Source organism: Lysinibacillus sp. A4 (assembly GCF_024919535.1).
Taxonomy (GTDB): Bacteria; Bacillota; Bacilli; order Bacillales_A; family Planococcaceae; genus Lysinibacillus; species Lysinibacillus capsici.
The window spans coordinates 255,241-269,125 of record NZ_JANWTB010000006.1 but is presented as its reverse complement, the minus strand read 5'-3'; the positions used below and the strand labels follow the sequence as shown (position 1 = coordinate 269,125).

The window sequence follows — 13,885 nt, the reverse complement described above, 5'->3', positions numbered from 1 at the left end:
ATCTGTTATGATGGGAAAGAGATTGGGGGAATTAAAGATGATGATGACCTCTGACTGGGTAATCATTTTGGATGAGGCGGAAGCGCTTTGTGAGATGATTCTTTCCTCAGAACCTGCGATGGCGCTACAACAAGCGTATGAAGCTGTATATAGTGATGCACAAATTGTAGAGGCTATATATGCATTTAATCGCATGAAAGAGCAGTACGAAGATGTACAACGTTTCGGAAAATATCATCCGGACTATCATACAATTATGAAGTCGATTCGCCAACAGAAAAGGGCACTTGACTTAAATGAGAAAGTTTCAGCCTTAAAAATTGCTGAAAACGATTTTCAGGATTTACTGGATGAGATTAGCCTATTAATAGGAAAAACGGTCTCTGAAGCGGTAAAAGTTCCTGTTAGTAATCCATTCTTTGCATCTGGTTCATCTTGCGGAGGTGGATGTGGCTCGGGCGGTTCATGCTCTTGCTCAGCGTAAATAGGATGTGTATATAACATATCTCTTCTAGACTGTAGACAACTCGAAGGCAATAACTGAGTTAGTTTACAGTCTTTTTTAATAATTAAATTGAAGGAGGAAGCATTAATGAAAACTTATCGAATTGCAGTAATACCTGGGGATGGGATAGGAAAAGAGGTTGTGCCAGCTGCAATAAAAGTTCTTAATCAGGCAGCGTTGTTAGATGGACGCTTTCAATTTGAATGGACAACTTTTCCATGGGGCTGTGAATACTATTTAGAGACAGGAAAAATGATGCCTGAGAATGGCATTGAACTGTTAAAACAGTATGACCAAATATTTTTAGGTGCAGTTGGTATGCCTAATTTGGTTCCGGATCATGTATCATTATGGGGCCTTCTCATTAAAATTCGACGTGAGCTACAGCAATCTATTAATGTACGACCTGCAAAGCTACTTCAAGGGTTACCATCACCTTTACGACAACCAAATGATTTTGATTTTATTGTTGTAAGGGAAAATTCTGAAGGGGAGTATGCTGAAAGCGGAGGAAGAATACATAGTGGTCAAGATGAGGTGGCAATCCAAAATGCTGTTTTTACAAGAAAGGGTACAGAACGGGCGATGCGCTATGCATTTGAATTAGCCAAAACACGTAATGGACATGTGACAAGTGCTACAAAATCAAATGGGATTACATATAGCATGCCTTTTTGGGATGAAGTGTTTACTCAAGTAGGAAAAGAATATGAAGAGGTAGGTCAAGCATCTAATCATATTGATGCACTAGCAGCATTTTTAGTGATGAAGCCAGAAAATTTTGATGTTATCGTAGCATCGAATTTATTTGGGGATATTTTGACAGATCTAGGCGGTGCCATTATGGGAAGCATTGGTATTGCACCTGCAGCAAATTTAAACATTGAAGGGCTATATCCATCAATGTTTGAACCTGTCCATGGTTCTGCACCAGGTATAGCTGGTCAAGGAATTGCCAATCCTATTGGACAAATTTGGACAGGTAAGATGATGCTCGATTTTCTTGGTTATCAAGATGTGGGAACAAGGATATTGAATGCTATAGAGCAAACATTAGCGCGGGGTATAAAAACGCCTGATTTGGGTGGAGCTGCCACACTACAAGAAGTAACTGATGCAATCATAGATTATTTAACTTAAGTATTACTGTAATGGGAAGCAATAATGGATCTAACATTTACATGAAAGGGAAGCACATCAGTTCAGTGTGCTTCCCTTTCATTCCTGGTCTTATTTAGACTCTTGAGCTTGTAATAACTCAACTGCAATATCCGGACGATCTGTAATAATGCCCTTTGCCCCATTATTGAGTAATTTTTTCATCGTATCTAGGTCATTGATTGTCCAATAGTGGACAGGAATATTGAGGTTGTTTAAAAACTGAATAAATTTAGGAGAATCTAATGCAATAACCCCTGACTTTGGAGGGATTTGAAAAACATCCACTTTAGGGTGATATAAATGTCCAAACTGACTTGAGAAAGAAGCAAATGCTTTTCTGACATCTGATTCACCTGCACCAAGTGCTACTTGATTTTGAGCATATAAATTAAAACGATCTATTTGCTCACCATAAAAGCTTGTCACAACAACACGTTGTTCAGCTTGTAGTTCTTCAATTAAGCGCCAAAGTTTAGAAGGCATGAGACTCCCTTCGTAAGTATCTGGAGCATCTTTGATATCAATGTTGATTAACATGTTTGGATAGGTTTCAAGCAACTCACGTAAAGTTACGACATCTAATTTTTCCTCTCGATATGGGAAATTTCCTTCTAAATCTTCAAATTGGTAGCCATGATTTAAGGCATTGATTTCTGCCAACGTCATATCTGCAACGAGCCCATAGCCATCCGTTGTACGTTCAACTGTCTCGTCATGGAAAACAATAATTTCCTCATCTTTCGTTAGGCGAATGTCGATTTCAAAGCCATCAACACCTAGCTGTGCAGCTTTTTCAAATGCGACCATTGTATGTTCTGGTGCTAAAAGAGCTCCGCCACGATGTGCAAGAATTATGGGGCGTTCGAATTGTAATGCTTGTTTACCTTCACGTTGCTGTGGTTTTGAAATAGCTTTACTGCCTGCCCAAGCTGCTGCACTTGCTGCTGCAATTGCAAGCGCAATTTTTGTTTTCTTACCCATATTCGTCCTCCTTAACAATTATCTCATATAAAAAGTAATAGTGAATTCATTGTTTAATCAATAGTAGTAAATACAGGGTCTACTATTAAAATTAGTTACTAGTATAAGTGAATGATGATTTTTTTTATGCCGATTTTTTCCATCATATTGAAAAACAATCATTATGGAGGTGCAAATGTCTTGTAAAGTGTTCATTTGAGGCATGATCATCTTTCAGCATTCTTCTGTTCCTGTAATGATGCTACAATTGAATTTAATTAAAACAACTGATTCATCTTCACGATGTTCAACGTCGTATGCTTTTCCATTATAACGGAAAATTGAGCGTTCTGTCAGCTAAACTCTGTTGCTATCATTTTCTGGTCTATGGTATTCTTTTATGTAAGAAATGAGGGAATCCACTATGAACGAACGACAAGGGCTAATCGTTTACGTCCATCAATTAAAACATGCGAAGTCACTTCGGAAATATGGTCATGTTCTTTATATTTCTAGAAGGCAAAAATACGTAGTGCTTTACTGCGATCGTGAGGATATTGACATGATGACAACAAAACTACAACGCCTTCCATTTGTGAAAGACGTTGTGGCGTCTTATCGTCCTTTTGTAAAAACTGAATATGAAAATGCAAAACCAGATAAAGCAAAGGAATATGACTATAAAGTAGGTCTATAAACTTATGTTAATGCGGGTATATAGTTATTTAGTCTTAATATACCTATTAAGTATTGATAAAATAGTTTTGATTCCGAAAATATAGATGAGTGCTTTATTTCTACAACTACTGCTTTTCGACCGAGTTGTTCTATTTGTGCTTCAAACATTTTTTGTCGCTGTGTTGGCTGTTCTTCATTGTATGGGATGCCCTCTCGACAAATATAAATAGGCATGAACTTACTTTCGCCGACTGGTTTAAGGGCGACAGCTAAAGAAATCACCTTCTTGTCTTCTTTTGTAGATGTTAGTAAAAAGGCTTGATGAAAACGTTCCTGGTTGGTTTTAATAATTTCGAGTAGCTCGTAAACATCACCATAGCCTTCACCTAATTCTATAAATTGTTGTGGCATAATAATTGCACATCCTTTCCACTACTCATAGTATCATGCTGCGGGAGGTCAAGCACATGAAATTTGCATTAAGCTTTTTTTCTATTTTAGCACTAATCATTACAGGAACGGTATTTTTTCAATACCATGCTTATTCATCTGATTTAGAAACAGGCATAGGGGATTTTCATTATTCTCAGGAAATAGAAATTGTCTATCGCGAAAATAGCTTAGATATTCGACAACATTTTAAAAACCTACCAAATCAAAAGGTGAAAATTAAATGGCCTGAAAAAGCAACAAACGCGAGTTGCTTTATTGAAAATGAAAAAAGCTGTGATCGTTTATCAGATGAAGTTTCTTACTTTGCAAAAGGGGAGACAAAATCACAATCTGTATCATACATAATTCCAATTGAGGGTGGCTTAAAAAATAAGATGCTCCTTCAAAATGTTTTTGCTACACTAATAAATGGTGAAGCATCGTATTCAATTGTTTCAATTTCTACAGACAGTAAGGTGAAAGGACAATGGGTTACAGGTTTGCCCCTAGTAGGTCAACAACAACTTGTACTTGTCAATTACACAATGTTTAGAGGAAACGGTACTATTCAAGATTTATATTGGCAAGCCGGGGAGCTTAAAGCGCAAGAACAGACACCTGTGTTATCAATTTATGCCCAGCAAAAAGTCCCTCATGATTTTCTAAAGTCATTAGAAAATTTACAGCTTCTAAGTGATGAGCATATTGCAATTATTCAAGAAAAAAGTCCAGTAGCAGTTCATGACGAAAGATTGTTATTTTTACCAACACTTACTGAACAAGCTGTAGAGCAAGAAGTGATTTTATCACAAATTAAATCACAATATAATTTTGTAGATTCCCCAGAATGGTTGTCTGAGGTTGTGGCATCCTATTTAATAAGCGATCCCATTGGTGGAGAAAAAACAAAGAAAATCATCAAGACATTAAATAATTACATGACGGATACTCAACAACAAGCTTGGCAGGAAACATTAAAAAAGCTTGGAGATGAAACGATTTCACCTGATACAATGGACAAGTACTTATCACAGGTATTAGATGCCAAGACATCTTATTTTGCATTAAATGCAGCTCAGCAAAATGGAACCTATCCACTTTTATTTGAGGATGCACGTGATGTCTATGTGGATGATACATTGAAGGAAGATGTTCATGTAATTCTCTATGAGGGACAGGTGTTGTATACGGCAGATACATTATTGCCTTACCTTGGCTACTCAGCTGAGGAAGGAAAGAATGGCTATTATGTAAATAGCGAGCATCGTACATTCCGCTTCCCTAAAGAGCCTGGATTTTATGTATTCAACCAGCGTAGGTATTCATCAATCTCTGAACCAATCATAAAGATAGCTGATCATTATTATGTAGAAGAAGCTTGGTTACAGCGATTATTCCTAGTGGAACTACAAAAAAAGGAAGAACGCATTCAAATATTAAAACAAGAGCAACAATAACTTTTGCAGCGGAGGGCCAACCTTTCGCTGCAAAATACTTTATATAGACGAAAGTACGGTGAGATGCTGATATGAGAGTTGTAGCAGGAGAGCGCAAAGGAATGCCGCTAAAAGCAATAGCAGGAAATACGACAAGGCCTACAACTGACAAAGTAAAGGAATCCATTTTTAATATAATTGGGCCATTTTTTGATGGAGGTTTGGCGCTAGATCTGTTTGCTGGAAGCGGCGGCTTGGGGATTGAATCATTAAGTAGAGGAGCAGAACGTGCTATTTTTATTGAGAAAGATCCAAAAGCATTCCAGGTGCTACAAGAAAATATAAAAAAATGCCGTTATGAAGAATATACAGAGCTTTTTCGTATAGATGCAAAGCGCGCTGTGAAAGCGCTATTAAAGCGTGATATTACATTTAAACTCGTTTTTTTAGATCCACCTTACCATCAGCAGGAGTATTATGACCTCGTACAGATTTTGGTCGATAACCGTAAAATACAACAAGATGGTATTATTTTATGTGAACATGCAAAAGAGATAGGATTACCTCAAAATTTTGGGGAGTTTGTTTTAACAAGACAAGAAACCTATGGCGGAACAATTATTTCTGTTTATCGCTGTACAGAGGAAGAGGGAGAATAAGTTGTCTGAAAAAATTGCTGTAGTTCCTGGAAGTTTTGACCCTGTAACATTCGGCCATTTAGATATAATTAAACGTGCGGCTGATGTGTTTGATATCGTATATGTAGCAGTATTAAACAATTCAGCAAAGAATCCTTTGTTTTCTGTAGAAGAACGTATGGCTTTGATGGCTGAAGTGACAAAAACCTTACCTAATGTTCGTATAGAGAGTTCTTCAGGCTTATTGATTGATTATGCTAAGGAAAAAAAGGCGAGGGCGATTGTTCGTGGTTTACGAGCAGTTTCGGATTTTGAATATGAGATGCAAATTACATCCATGAACCGTTTCCTAGATGAAACAATCGAAACATTTTTCATCATGACGAAAAATCAATATTCGTTCCTAAGTTCTAGTATAGTAAAAGAGGTTGCGAAATATGGTAGTGATGTTAACGAGCTAGTCCCTACATGTGTCGTAAAGGCTTTAAAAGAAAAATATGGTTTTACACATTAAGGATGCAGAGGATGTCAAAAGATCGATGACATCCTCTTTTTGATATTTAGAGCGATTGTTATTTTAGAAAAAACAGAGCATAAATAGTGGGTACAATGATTATGCTAAGGAGGCGGAATTTAATATAAGGTCGTACAGAAAGTTTTGCAGATTTGGCGATAACAAAAATTTGTAAGTGAATACTTATACTTTGCATCGTTAACAAAATCACAACAAGTAAATGGATATACGGAAGATCTGGAAATGCTGTAACTGTCATTTTAAGACCGTTCGTTACCTCCAGAACAGCTGCTATGGAAAGCTCAATCGTATAGGGAAGCTTTGGTATAAGCTGATCTAAGCCTTGTTGTACAATGGTTTGAATCGTTGTGAAAAAGATGATGGTTGTACCAACTAGCAGAATGGTTGGGGCAGTTTCTTTAATACTTTCCGAAAATGGAGCACTATAGAGTGGTGTGTTGTGTACGGAGATATTAGGTGAATCAGTTTTGCGAAAGAAAAAGTAGCCAGTTACTAGGCAACAAATATTAAACGTATGTAGTAAACATAAAAACAACCATCCAAACGTATTACTGTGTAATAAATCAAGGCTTACAAAACCTAATACAAAAAGTGGACTGGGTGCATGACAAACAGCTAGCAAGAAATTTGCCTCTTTAGGGTGTAATTGACCACTATTTTTCAAATAAACAATAGTAGTTGCGCCAGTTGGATAGCCTCCAAGGGCACTAATAATGTAGGCTTGTACGTATAAAGAAGCCCTTTTTGTTTTGGTACGCATAGGGGCTGTTAAACGCAGAAGCCATTGTGTTAACACAAGATACGGCAATAAGTACGGAAAAAGTGCTTCCATGAAAAGATTTACGCCTAAATCAGTACCACTGTGAGCAGTTTGTGGGAATAACAAGAGTAAGAGAATTAGAATTACGCAGAGCACTATTTGAATTGTAGCAAACATGTTATCATCTCGTTTCAACTTTTTGTCATTCACATAGGCAAATGCTAAAATCAATATATGTGAGAAAGGCAAAAACATGAACGTATGGTTTTGCAAGCGTCCTAGGAGGTGTTTTCAAGTGAAGAAAAAAATTGGTATTTATGCAGTGTTAATAGTCGTGATTTGTTGTATGATGTTATACCGACTAGACGCGTATATTATGAAACCTGGAAGTGCCTACGATGTCAGTAAATTTGTTACTGTGGATAGTAAAGAGGCAGATAGTAAGGGGTCTTTAAGTTTAATGACAGTTGCTATGCAGCAAGCCACACCATTTTCGTATTTGTGGGCAAAAGTTCAAAAATATCAAAAGCTAATGGATATTGAACAAGTACGAAATCCTTTAGAGGATGATGAGGAATATAATATTCGACAGTTAAAGTTAATGTCCGATTCACAATTTAATGCCAAATATGTAGCCTTTCAAAGAGCAGGGCTAGAGACAAAGGTTCTTTTTAATGGTGTATTTATATTAAACGTTTTAGACGGAGGAGCTTCGGACGGTATTTTAAAAGCTGGAGATGAAATTGTTGAGGTTGATGGTCAAAAAATAACTAGCCAGCAAATGCTTGTGGATCTATTAAAACCTAAGCAGCTTGGCGATAAGGTAACCATTCAATTTATACGTAATGAAGAACAACATCAGGAGACTATTACACTACAGGAAATTCCTAACGCCCAAGAACATAGAGCGGGTTTAGGTATTTCCTATACTGAAAGCAAATCGATTGAAACTAATCCGAAGGTAACGATGAAAACAGAGGATATCGGTGGACCTTCTGCTGGACTGATGTTTACACTTGAAATATTAGACCAATTGCTTGATGAAGATTTAACAAAAGGCTATGCAATTGCTGGTACAGGTGAAATGCTAATAGATGGATCCGTTGGCAGGATTGGTGGAATAGACTATAAGGTTATTGCCGCTGATCGTGACGGCATGGAAATCTTCTTTGCACCAGATGATGAAATCTCTCGAGAAATGAAGGCGAAGTATCCAGAGCTAGAATCGAATTATGCAACGGCTGTCAAAACGGCAAAAGAGATTAAAACAAAAATGAAAATCGTTCCAGTGAAGAGCGTTGACGATGCTATCAATTATTTAAAGCAACTTCAACCAAAATAATATAAAGGGATGCTAAGAGGACCTTAGCATCCCTTTTGATGCCTTTAGCAACGAATAGGTGGTGTTTGATAATCCTTCGGCAGCGTAAGATTCTTTGTTCCTTGCTCGATACTTAAATTATAAAGCTCTGCTGCATGTATATCGATAGCTAACATCGCATCATTGGTAGCTGCAACTCGACTGATTAAGGGTAATTCTATATTCTTTTTTTGCTGTCCTAAATAAGCTTGTCCCATCGAACTCATACCCAATAGCCGAATAAAGGAGGGCGCGTTAAAACTTTGAAGCTGCTGTTTGGTAAACCCTGTATAAATATGTGTTATCATCCGTTGAAGGCGGGTCCAGGTATAACGCTTAGATTTTATTTTTTCCATAAAGCTATAAAATGTAGAACTGGTTTTGGCAGCTTTGACAATTGCGTTTTCTATGCCCTCAGTTACTTCTGCATAACGAGTAAGCTCTGAAGGAGTATGTCTTACAATGGTGAACTGTAATAACGGCCAAAATGTTTCCCAGTTTGCAAATTGGTTATACTTTGTATGCCAGTCAGTTAAATATTCAAAAGTAGCAGTAGGAACAACATTTTGTACACTTTGTAAAGAATTTGTAGAGGCAAGGGCTTTACGTATGCCAGTGGCACTGGCGATTGATGCATCTTCCTTTAAAGCATCATGATATCCTGCTGCAACGCGAGGAATTGTTAGTGGTTTAATGTTGCTGTTAAGTGTCCTCGCTGCTTCAAGATAATGAAAGCCCAATATATTATTTGGTTGTGCAAGATCGATGTATGGAGCAGGGTACATCTGAGAAAGCTGTTCATAGGCGTAATGTAGGCTTTTTGGGTAGCTGGCACCTGTTTTAAGGCTGTCTTTAATGAACTGGTCATATTCTGTACGGTGGCTGTCAATCAGCTCAAAAGTGTTTAGAAAGGGCTGAATAGAGCCGTCTTCACTTCCAAAGGCAAAAGAGTTGCAACCAACAGCACTTAATAAGGAAATGGCTCCTTTTGCGAAATCTGTGGCAGGTGCTGTACTATAGACATAAGGCAGTTCAATAACAATATCTACACCGCCAGAAAGCGCCATTTTAGTACGTGTCCATTTATCTACCATGGCAGGTTCTCCACGTTGTAAAAATGTGCCGCTCATAACAGCGATTACGAGATCTGCCTGTGCTGCTTTTTTAGCCTGTTCTAAATGATAAGCATGTCCGTTGTGAAAAGGATTATATTCTACAACAATTCCAACTGCTTGCATGCTTCTCCCCCTTATAATTTGTGTCTTTATTTTAAACTGTTAGGAGTAAATACACTTCTCATAGTATATAATTATAGGTGGGTTTTAAAGTGGTGACAAGAAATTATCTTGACATCTATTTTTACACATTATATAATCAACAGTGTTGTCTCGAGGTGATTAAACGAATGAAATGGTCAATTCATCAATTATCTAAATACCGCCAAAACGGGATGCCAATCGATGCCTTTGTCCAGCTGGACGAAGTGATGGAGCGAAACCAGGATATTCGAGCAATTTCGCCCGTTCATGTAAAAGGGCTATGTACTTTTGGTGCATCGCAAATGACATGTCAGTTAACTGTGACAGCAACGTTAACACTACCATGTGCTCGCACATGGGAGGATGTTGAGTTTCCAATTGAAGTTGAGACAGTTGAAATTTTTAGCTGGATTGACGAAGATAAACGAGGAGACGATGACGGAGACATTCACTATATTGACGGTGAAGTCATCGACATGAAACCGGTTCTTGAGGAATTAGTTTTGCTTGAGGTACCAATGCAAGTGTTCAAGGAAGATTCTGAAGGACAAGTGCATGGTGGTAAAAATTGGTCTTATGCAACAGATGAAGACGTAGAGCTACACAAAAAAGCTGACGAACAAAAAGTGGATCCAAGACTAGCTGCTCTAGCTAAGTATTTTGATCAAACAGACGAATAGACGATCTGTAAGGAGGTGCCATCAATGGCTGTACCATTTAGAAGAACTTCTAAAACTGCAAAAAGAAAGCGTCGTACGCATTTCAAATTATCTGTACCTGGTATGGTAACTTGCCCTAACTGTGGTGAGGCTAAATTATCACACCGTGTTTGCAAAGCTTGCGGACAATACAAAGGTAAAGAAGTAGTAAGCAAATAATACAGTGTTTGCTCACTTAAAAGGCTAGTAGAGAGACCATGGCTCTTTACTAGCCTTTTTGTTTGCTTAAAAAGACGGAATATTTCGTTGATTATGAAGTTCTTTACAATAGTGAAATAATTGTGTGATACAATTTATTCATTGCGACAAAGGGGGTAGTGATATGTCTTATACGATTGACAATCATGATGGCATTATGACGTTTACCATTAACCGTGAAGAGAAACGGAATGCTGTCAATGATGAAGTGATGAACGGTCTTCAAGAAGTCATTACATATATTCGTGGGCATGAAGATGTGCGTTTCTTAGTAGTGACTGGTGCTGGCGATAAATCGTTTTGCTCAGGAGGGGATTTATCTGAGTTTCATTCATTGGAAACAGAGGATGAGGCATTTGGTATGTTAAGTAAAATGGGGAAAATATTATACGACCTTGCTACGCTTCCTGTACCAACTATAGCACTTATAAATGGTACTGCTGTTGGAGGGGGCTGTGAGATTGCAACAGCTTGTGATTTTCGTTTAGTAGCTAGCCATGCGAAATGCGGATTTATTCAAGGGACACTAGCCATTACAAGTGGCTGGGGTGGTGGTACATATTTATTTGAACGAGGTTTGCGTCATGATCGTGCAATGAAGATGCTAGTGGATGCGAAGCCTTACCCTGCGCAATTATTATATGAGATAGGGTGGGCTATGCGTGTTTTTGAAGGCTCAAAAGAAGATGCCTTGAACGATTTTATTGAACATATGCGAAAGATTCATCCTTCTGTTCATAAAGCTTATAAGGAGATTGAGCTTCGAAAGTGGCGTGAACGAAATATGTATGAGCGTGTGATGGAAGAAGTTCGTACCTGTGCAAAGTTGTGGGAAAGCGAAGCGCACCATCAAGCGGTTAATAATTTCTTGACAAAGAAGAATAATAAGTAATGTATAAAGACAGTGATGTGAGTAAAACATCATCACTGTCTTTTTTCATGCAATGATTCTATTTTGCTTGCTTTTGCATATAGTAGTAAAAAATGCGAGGGTGATAGATTATGGAATTGAAAAAAAGAAAAGATCAATGGACAAAGGAAGATGATGAAAGACTAGCAGAAATCGTATTGCATAATGTGCAAAATGGCAAAACACAGCTAGAGGCCTTTGAAATGGCGGCCATAGAACTAGGTCGTACAAAACAAGCGTGTGGTTTCCGTTGGAATAAAACATTGCGTGGTCAATATAGTCAGTCACTATTAGCTGTGCGAAATCAGCCCCAACAATCTATGCGAAGTCATTTGAAATTAGCGTTGACAAGTTTTGACGAATTAACGGAGGCTTATCAAACGCTTGAAATGAAGCATCGTGAATTGCAAAATGAGCATGAGAAGCTAGTGAAATGGCTTCAGCAAGGTTATTCATTAATGAAAGATTAAAATTATGATTACGTGGCTGTAGAACATGAATTACATTGCTTTTCTTTTATGGACATAAAACCCTTTCTGTATATCGTCAATAATCAGTCTATCCTGTATAATAAAAGAACCTGCGTAGAAGGTGCCTTAGATGTATTCTAAGGCACCTTATTCTTATAGTTTTATGAATGTATGCTATTCGGAGGTGAAGCATTATATGGTTGTTTTAAAGTCTGCTGATATAGGAGGCACGCCAAAAAGTGCGTCAACCTCTTTAATGGTGTGAATAATATCGTGTTGCTCTAAAGTATCACAGAGTGTTTCGAGTTTTTTGGACAATCTGGATGTAATGACGCCGAGGTAACAATGATCAGTAAAGATGGAAAGGGTGTAGACAATGAAAGTAGCGATAATTGGGGCAGGGGCAGTTGGTCAATTAACAGCAAGTTTTTTAGCGGAGTCTGGTGTACCAGTAACGTTGGTTGCCAGAAGGCAGGAACAAGTAAATGAACTAAATGCCAAGAAGTTAACACGTATCAACGTTGATGGGACTAAAACTGTGCAAAGGATTGTTGCTACTACAGATTTGGCTAATCTACCAAAGCAAGATTTACTAGTGATTGCTGTTAAATACGGACATTTGCAAAAGCTCTACAATCAATTAGCCTTATTTCCAAGTGATATGCCGTTGCTTTTTATGCAAAACGGCTTAGCGCATTTGGAGGAGGCGCTACTCTTGCCACAAAAAAATATCGCCTTTGGTTCAGTGACCTTTGGAGCTCAATTGATGAACCAATCGACGGTTCAGCATAGAGGAGTAGGACTATGTAAAATAGCGATAGAACGAGGAGAACACCAGGCTTTTCAACAGCTACTACAATTACAACATTCCTTATTTCCTATTGAATTGGCTAGTAATGCAGAGCAAATGCTTTTTGCAAAAGCGGTGCTTAATAGCTTAATTAATCCATTGACAGCTGTATTGCAAGTAAAGAACGGAGAGTTAGTGACTAATCAACAAGCATTTTTACTGCTAGAACATATTTATCGAGAGCTTACAGAAGCTTTTGAAGAAATTGAACACACCATATCTTTTAGTGATGTGATAGACTTATGTAGGAAAACAGCCAACAATACTTCATCTATGCTAGCGGATCGTCTGCAGGGTAGAAAAAGTGAAATCGAAACAATTGTTGGTGTCATACTAAATAAAGCTTTAGCAAACGGTCATAATTTACCTACTTTGCGTACTTTATATCATCAAGTGCTTGCAATAGAGGAGAGCGGTGAAAGAAGTTGAAAGACCTTTTACATATAGTTATTAGTATCCTTATTTTTTGTCCAATTGTTCTTTTCGTAATTGTTTATCTGGTTGGCAGGAAAGTTAAAATTCGTGGCACACATGCTTTTGGAGCAGCCTCTGATGTTACGACATTGTGCTTGTTTTTTTCTGTTCCGTTAGCCATCGGCGTACTTTGGCGTGTGAATGTTGGGGCTCTTTTGGTAATACTCGCGATAATGATGGCTATGATTTTTACATATATTGATTGGCGAACTAAAAAGGAAATAGAAGTAAAGCCGTTATTAAAGAAAATTTGGCGTTTTTTATTCTTAATACTTAGTACAGCTTATCTAGTGATATGTATCGTGGGTGTTATTCAATCCATTATGGAATATTTACAGGTTGTCTAAGCATTTTCTTTTCATGTTGAAGCTTTAAGCGTTAAAATAATAGCATTAAAATAGTTATAAAAATCATTCTATGGGGATGAGAATATTGATTGCATTCATAAACCTTCGTAACTAGAAGCGTAGTTCAGTGACATGAGGATGTGAACCAGCACATGTTTTTTGTACCGAAAGCAAAGTTAGGTATAGAAAATCC

17 protein-coding genes are annotated in these 13,885 nt (G+C 37.7%); 13 read left to right on the top strand and 4 right to left on the bottom strand.

The genetic code is table 11. The features are described from left to right. Positions 1–37: 37 nt before the first annotated feature. Both NY607_RS14390 and NY607_RS14385 read left to right on the top strand, forming a co-directional pair. Positions 38–484: a YlbF/YmcA family competence regulator gene (locus NY607_RS14390; protein WP_004224800.1), complete on the top strand. Its 447-nt coding sequence runs from the start codon at positions 38–40 to the stop codon at positions 482–484. Between the two features lie 108 nt (positions 485–592). Next, a complete protein-coding gene (locus tag NY607_RS14385) occupies positions 593–1,645 on the top strand; it encodes a tartrate dehydrogenase (RefSeq protein ID WP_259419891.1) in 1,053 nt (350 codons plus the stop codon). 90 nt (positions 1,646–1,735) lie between these two features. On the opposite strand, the gene NY607_RS14380 is transcribed toward NY607_RS14385, so the two are convergent. Then, a complete protein-coding gene (locus tag NY607_RS14380; RefSeq protein ID WP_259419890.1) occupies positions 1,736–2,647 on the bottom strand; it encodes a glycerophosphodiester phosphodiesterase family protein in 912 nt (303 codons plus the stop codon). A 403-nt stretch (positions 2,648–3,050) separates the two neighbouring features. Here NY607_RS14380 and NY607_RS14375 point away from each other — a divergent pair, with 403 nt between their 5' ends. Continuing rightward, positions 3,051–3,323, top strand: a complete 273-nt coding sequence (locus NY607_RS14375) for a YlbG family protein (RefSeq protein ID WP_004224806.1) — start codon at positions 3,051–3,053, stop codon at positions 3,321–3,323. 2 nt (positions 3,324–3,325) lie between these two features. Here NY607_RS14375 and NY607_RS14370 read toward each other — a convergent pair whose 3' ends face one another. Beyond that, positions 3,326–3,715, bottom strand: coding sequence for a DUF7147 family protein (locus NY607_RS14370; RefSeq protein ID WP_036077099.1), 390 nt, complete (start codon positions 3,713–3,715; stop codon positions 3,326–3,328). A gap of 56 nt (positions 3,716–3,771) precedes the next feature. On the opposite strand from NY607_RS14370, the gene NY607_RS14365 reads away from it, so the two are divergent. The 3 genes from NY607_RS14365 (at position 3,772) to coaD (ending at position 6,324) form a co-directional block, all read left to right on the top strand. Next, complete coding sequence (locus tag NY607_RS14365; RefSeq protein WP_131521637.1) at positions 3,772–5,193, top strand: RNA polymerase II; 1,422 nt, start codon at positions 3,772–3,774, stop codon at positions 5,191–5,193. A 71-nt stretch (positions 5,194–5,264) separates the two neighbouring features. Beyond that, positions 5,265–5,831: a 16S rRNA (guanine(966)-N(2))-methyltransferase RsmD gene (rsmD, locus tag NY607_RS14360; protein WP_048394681.1), complete on the top strand. Its 567-nt coding sequence runs from the start codon at positions 5,265–5,267 to the stop codon at positions 5,829–5,831. Position 5,832: 1 nt separating this feature from the next. Next, positions 5,833–6,324, top strand: coding sequence for a pantetheine-phosphate adenylyltransferase (gene coaD / locus NY607_RS14355; RefSeq protein WP_237899535.1), 492 nt, complete (start codon positions 5,833–5,835; stop codon positions 6,322–6,324). A 58-nt stretch (positions 6,325–6,382) separates the two neighbouring features. Here the strand turns inward: coaD and NY607_RS14350 are convergent, their stop codons facing one another. After that, positions 6,383–7,282 (bottom strand): hypothetical protein, encoded by a 900-nt coding sequence (locus tag NY607_RS14350; RefSeq protein ID WP_227744967.1) that lies wholly within the window; start codon positions 7,280–7,282, stop codon positions 6,383–6,385. A 118-nt stretch (positions 7,283–7,400) separates the two neighbouring features. Here NY607_RS14350 and NY607_RS14345 point away from each other — a divergent pair, with 118 nt between their 5' ends. After that, on the top strand, positions 7,401–8,447 hold the full coding sequence (locus NY607_RS14345) for a SepM family pheromone-processing serine protease (RefSeq protein ID WP_131521635.1): 1,047 nt from the start codon (positions 7,401–7,403) through the stop codon (positions 8,445–8,447). Positions 8,448–8,491: 44 nt separating this feature from the next. On the opposite strand, the gene NY607_RS14340 is transcribed toward NY607_RS14345, so the two are convergent. Further along, on the bottom strand, positions 8,492–9,703 hold the full coding sequence (locus tag NY607_RS14340; RefSeq protein ID WP_259419889.1) for a nucleotidyltransferase: 1,212 nt from the start codon (positions 9,701–9,703) through the stop codon (positions 8,492–8,494). A 167-nt stretch (positions 9,704–9,870) separates the two neighbouring features. Between NY607_RS14340 and NY607_RS14335 the strand changes: the two genes are divergently transcribed. The 6 genes from NY607_RS14335 to NY607_RS14310 all read left to right on the top strand — a co-directional run bounded on the left by NY607_RS14335 (position 9,871) and on the right by NY607_RS14310 (position 13,692). Next, the gene (locus tag NY607_RS14335; protein ID WP_004224818.1) at positions 9,871–10,404 is read left to right on the top strand and encodes a YceD family protein; all 534 of its coding nucleotides are present in this window, start codon (positions 9,871–9,873) and stop codon (positions 10,402–10,404) included. Positions 10,405–10,428: 24 nt separating this feature from the next. Beyond that, the gene (rpmF, locus tag NY607_RS14330; protein WP_004224819.1) at positions 10,429–10,602 is read left to right on the top strand and encodes a 50S ribosomal protein L32; all 174 of its coding nucleotides are present in this window, start codon (positions 10,429–10,431) and stop codon (positions 10,600–10,602) included. A gap of 163 nt (positions 10,603–10,765) precedes the next feature. Then, a complete protein-coding gene (locus NY607_RS14325) occupies positions 10,766–11,533 on the top strand; it encodes an enoyl-CoA hydratase/isomerase family protein (RefSeq protein ID WP_016992547.1) in 768 nt (255 codons plus the stop codon). Positions 11,534–11,643: 110 nt separating this feature from the next. Continuing rightward, positions 11,644–12,021: a transcriptional regulator gene (locus tag NY607_RS14320; protein ID WP_004224822.1), complete on the top strand. Its 378-nt coding sequence runs from the start codon at positions 11,644–11,646 to the stop codon at positions 12,019–12,021. Between the two features lie 376 nt (positions 12,022–12,397). Then, positions 12,398–13,300 carry a ketopantoate reductase family protein gene (locus tag NY607_RS14315; RefSeq protein ID WP_131521633.1) on the top strand — a complete coding sequence of 301 codons (903 nt, stop codon included), beginning with the start codon at positions 12,398–12,400 and terminating at the stop codon, positions 13,298–13,300. Further along, positions 13,297–13,692, top strand: a complete 396-nt coding sequence (locus NY607_RS14310; protein ID WP_131521632.1) for a DUF3397 domain-containing protein — start codon at positions 13,297–13,299, stop codon at positions 13,690–13,692. Before NY607_RS14315 ends, NY607_RS14310 begins: the two co-directional genes overlap by 4 nt. The last annotated feature ends 193 nt before the right edge of the window (positions 13,693–13,885 follow it).

Excerpts from the sequence above, each read along its gene's own strand:
- NY607_RS14390 (WP_004224800.1), top strand. The coding sequence starts at position 38 with ATGATGATGACCTCTGACTGGGTAATCATTTTGGATGAGGCGGAAGCG.
- NY607_RS14385 (WP_259419891.1), top strand. The coding sequence starts at position 593 with ATGAAAACTTATCGAATTGCAGTAATACCTGGGGATGGGATAGGAAAA.
- NY607_RS14380 (WP_259419890.1), bottom strand. The coding sequence starts at position 2,647 with ATGGGTAAGAAAACAAAAATTGCGCTTGCAATTGCAGCAGCAAGTGCA.
- NY607_RS14375 (WP_004224806.1), top strand. The coding sequence starts at position 3,051 with ATGAACGAACGACAAGGGCTAATCGTTTACGTCCATCAATTAAAACAT.
- NY607_RS14370 (WP_036077099.1), bottom strand. The coding sequence starts at position 3,715 with ATGCCACAACAATTTATAGAATTAGGTGAAGGCTATGGTGATGTTTAC.
- NY607_RS14365 (WP_131521637.1), top strand. The coding sequence starts at position 3,772 with ATGAAATTTGCATTAAGCTTTTTTTCTATTTTAGCACTAATCATTACA.
- rsmD (WP_048394681.1), top strand. The coding sequence starts at position 5,265 with ATGAGAGTTGTAGCAGGAGAGCGCAAAGGAATGCCGCTAAAAGCAATA.
- NY607_RS14350 (WP_227744967.1), bottom strand. The coding sequence starts at position 7,282 with ATGTTTGCTACAATTCAAATAGTGCTCTGCGTAATTCTAATTCTCTTA.
- NY607_RS14340 (WP_259419889.1), bottom strand. The coding sequence starts at position 9,703 with ATGCAAGCAGTTGGAATTGTTGTAGAATATAATCCTTTTCACAACGGA.
- NY607_RS14335 (WP_004224818.1), top strand. The coding sequence starts at position 9,871 with ATGAAATGGTCAATTCATCAATTATCTAAATACCGCCAAAACGGGATG.
- rpmF (WP_004224819.1), top strand. The coding sequence starts at position 10,429 with ATGGCTGTACCATTTAGAAGAACTTCTAAAACTGCAAAAAGAAAGCGT.
- NY607_RS14325 (WP_016992547.1), top strand. The coding sequence starts at position 10,766 with ATGTCTTATACGATTGACAATCATGATGGCATTATGACGTTTACCATT.
- NY607_RS14320 (WP_004224822.1), top strand. The coding sequence starts at position 11,644 with ATGGAATTGAAAAAAAGAAAAGATCAATGGACAAAGGAAGATGATGAA.
- NY607_RS14315 (WP_131521633.1), top strand. The coding sequence starts at position 12,398 with ATGAAAGTAGCGATAATTGGGGCAGGGGCAGTTGGTCAATTAACAGCA.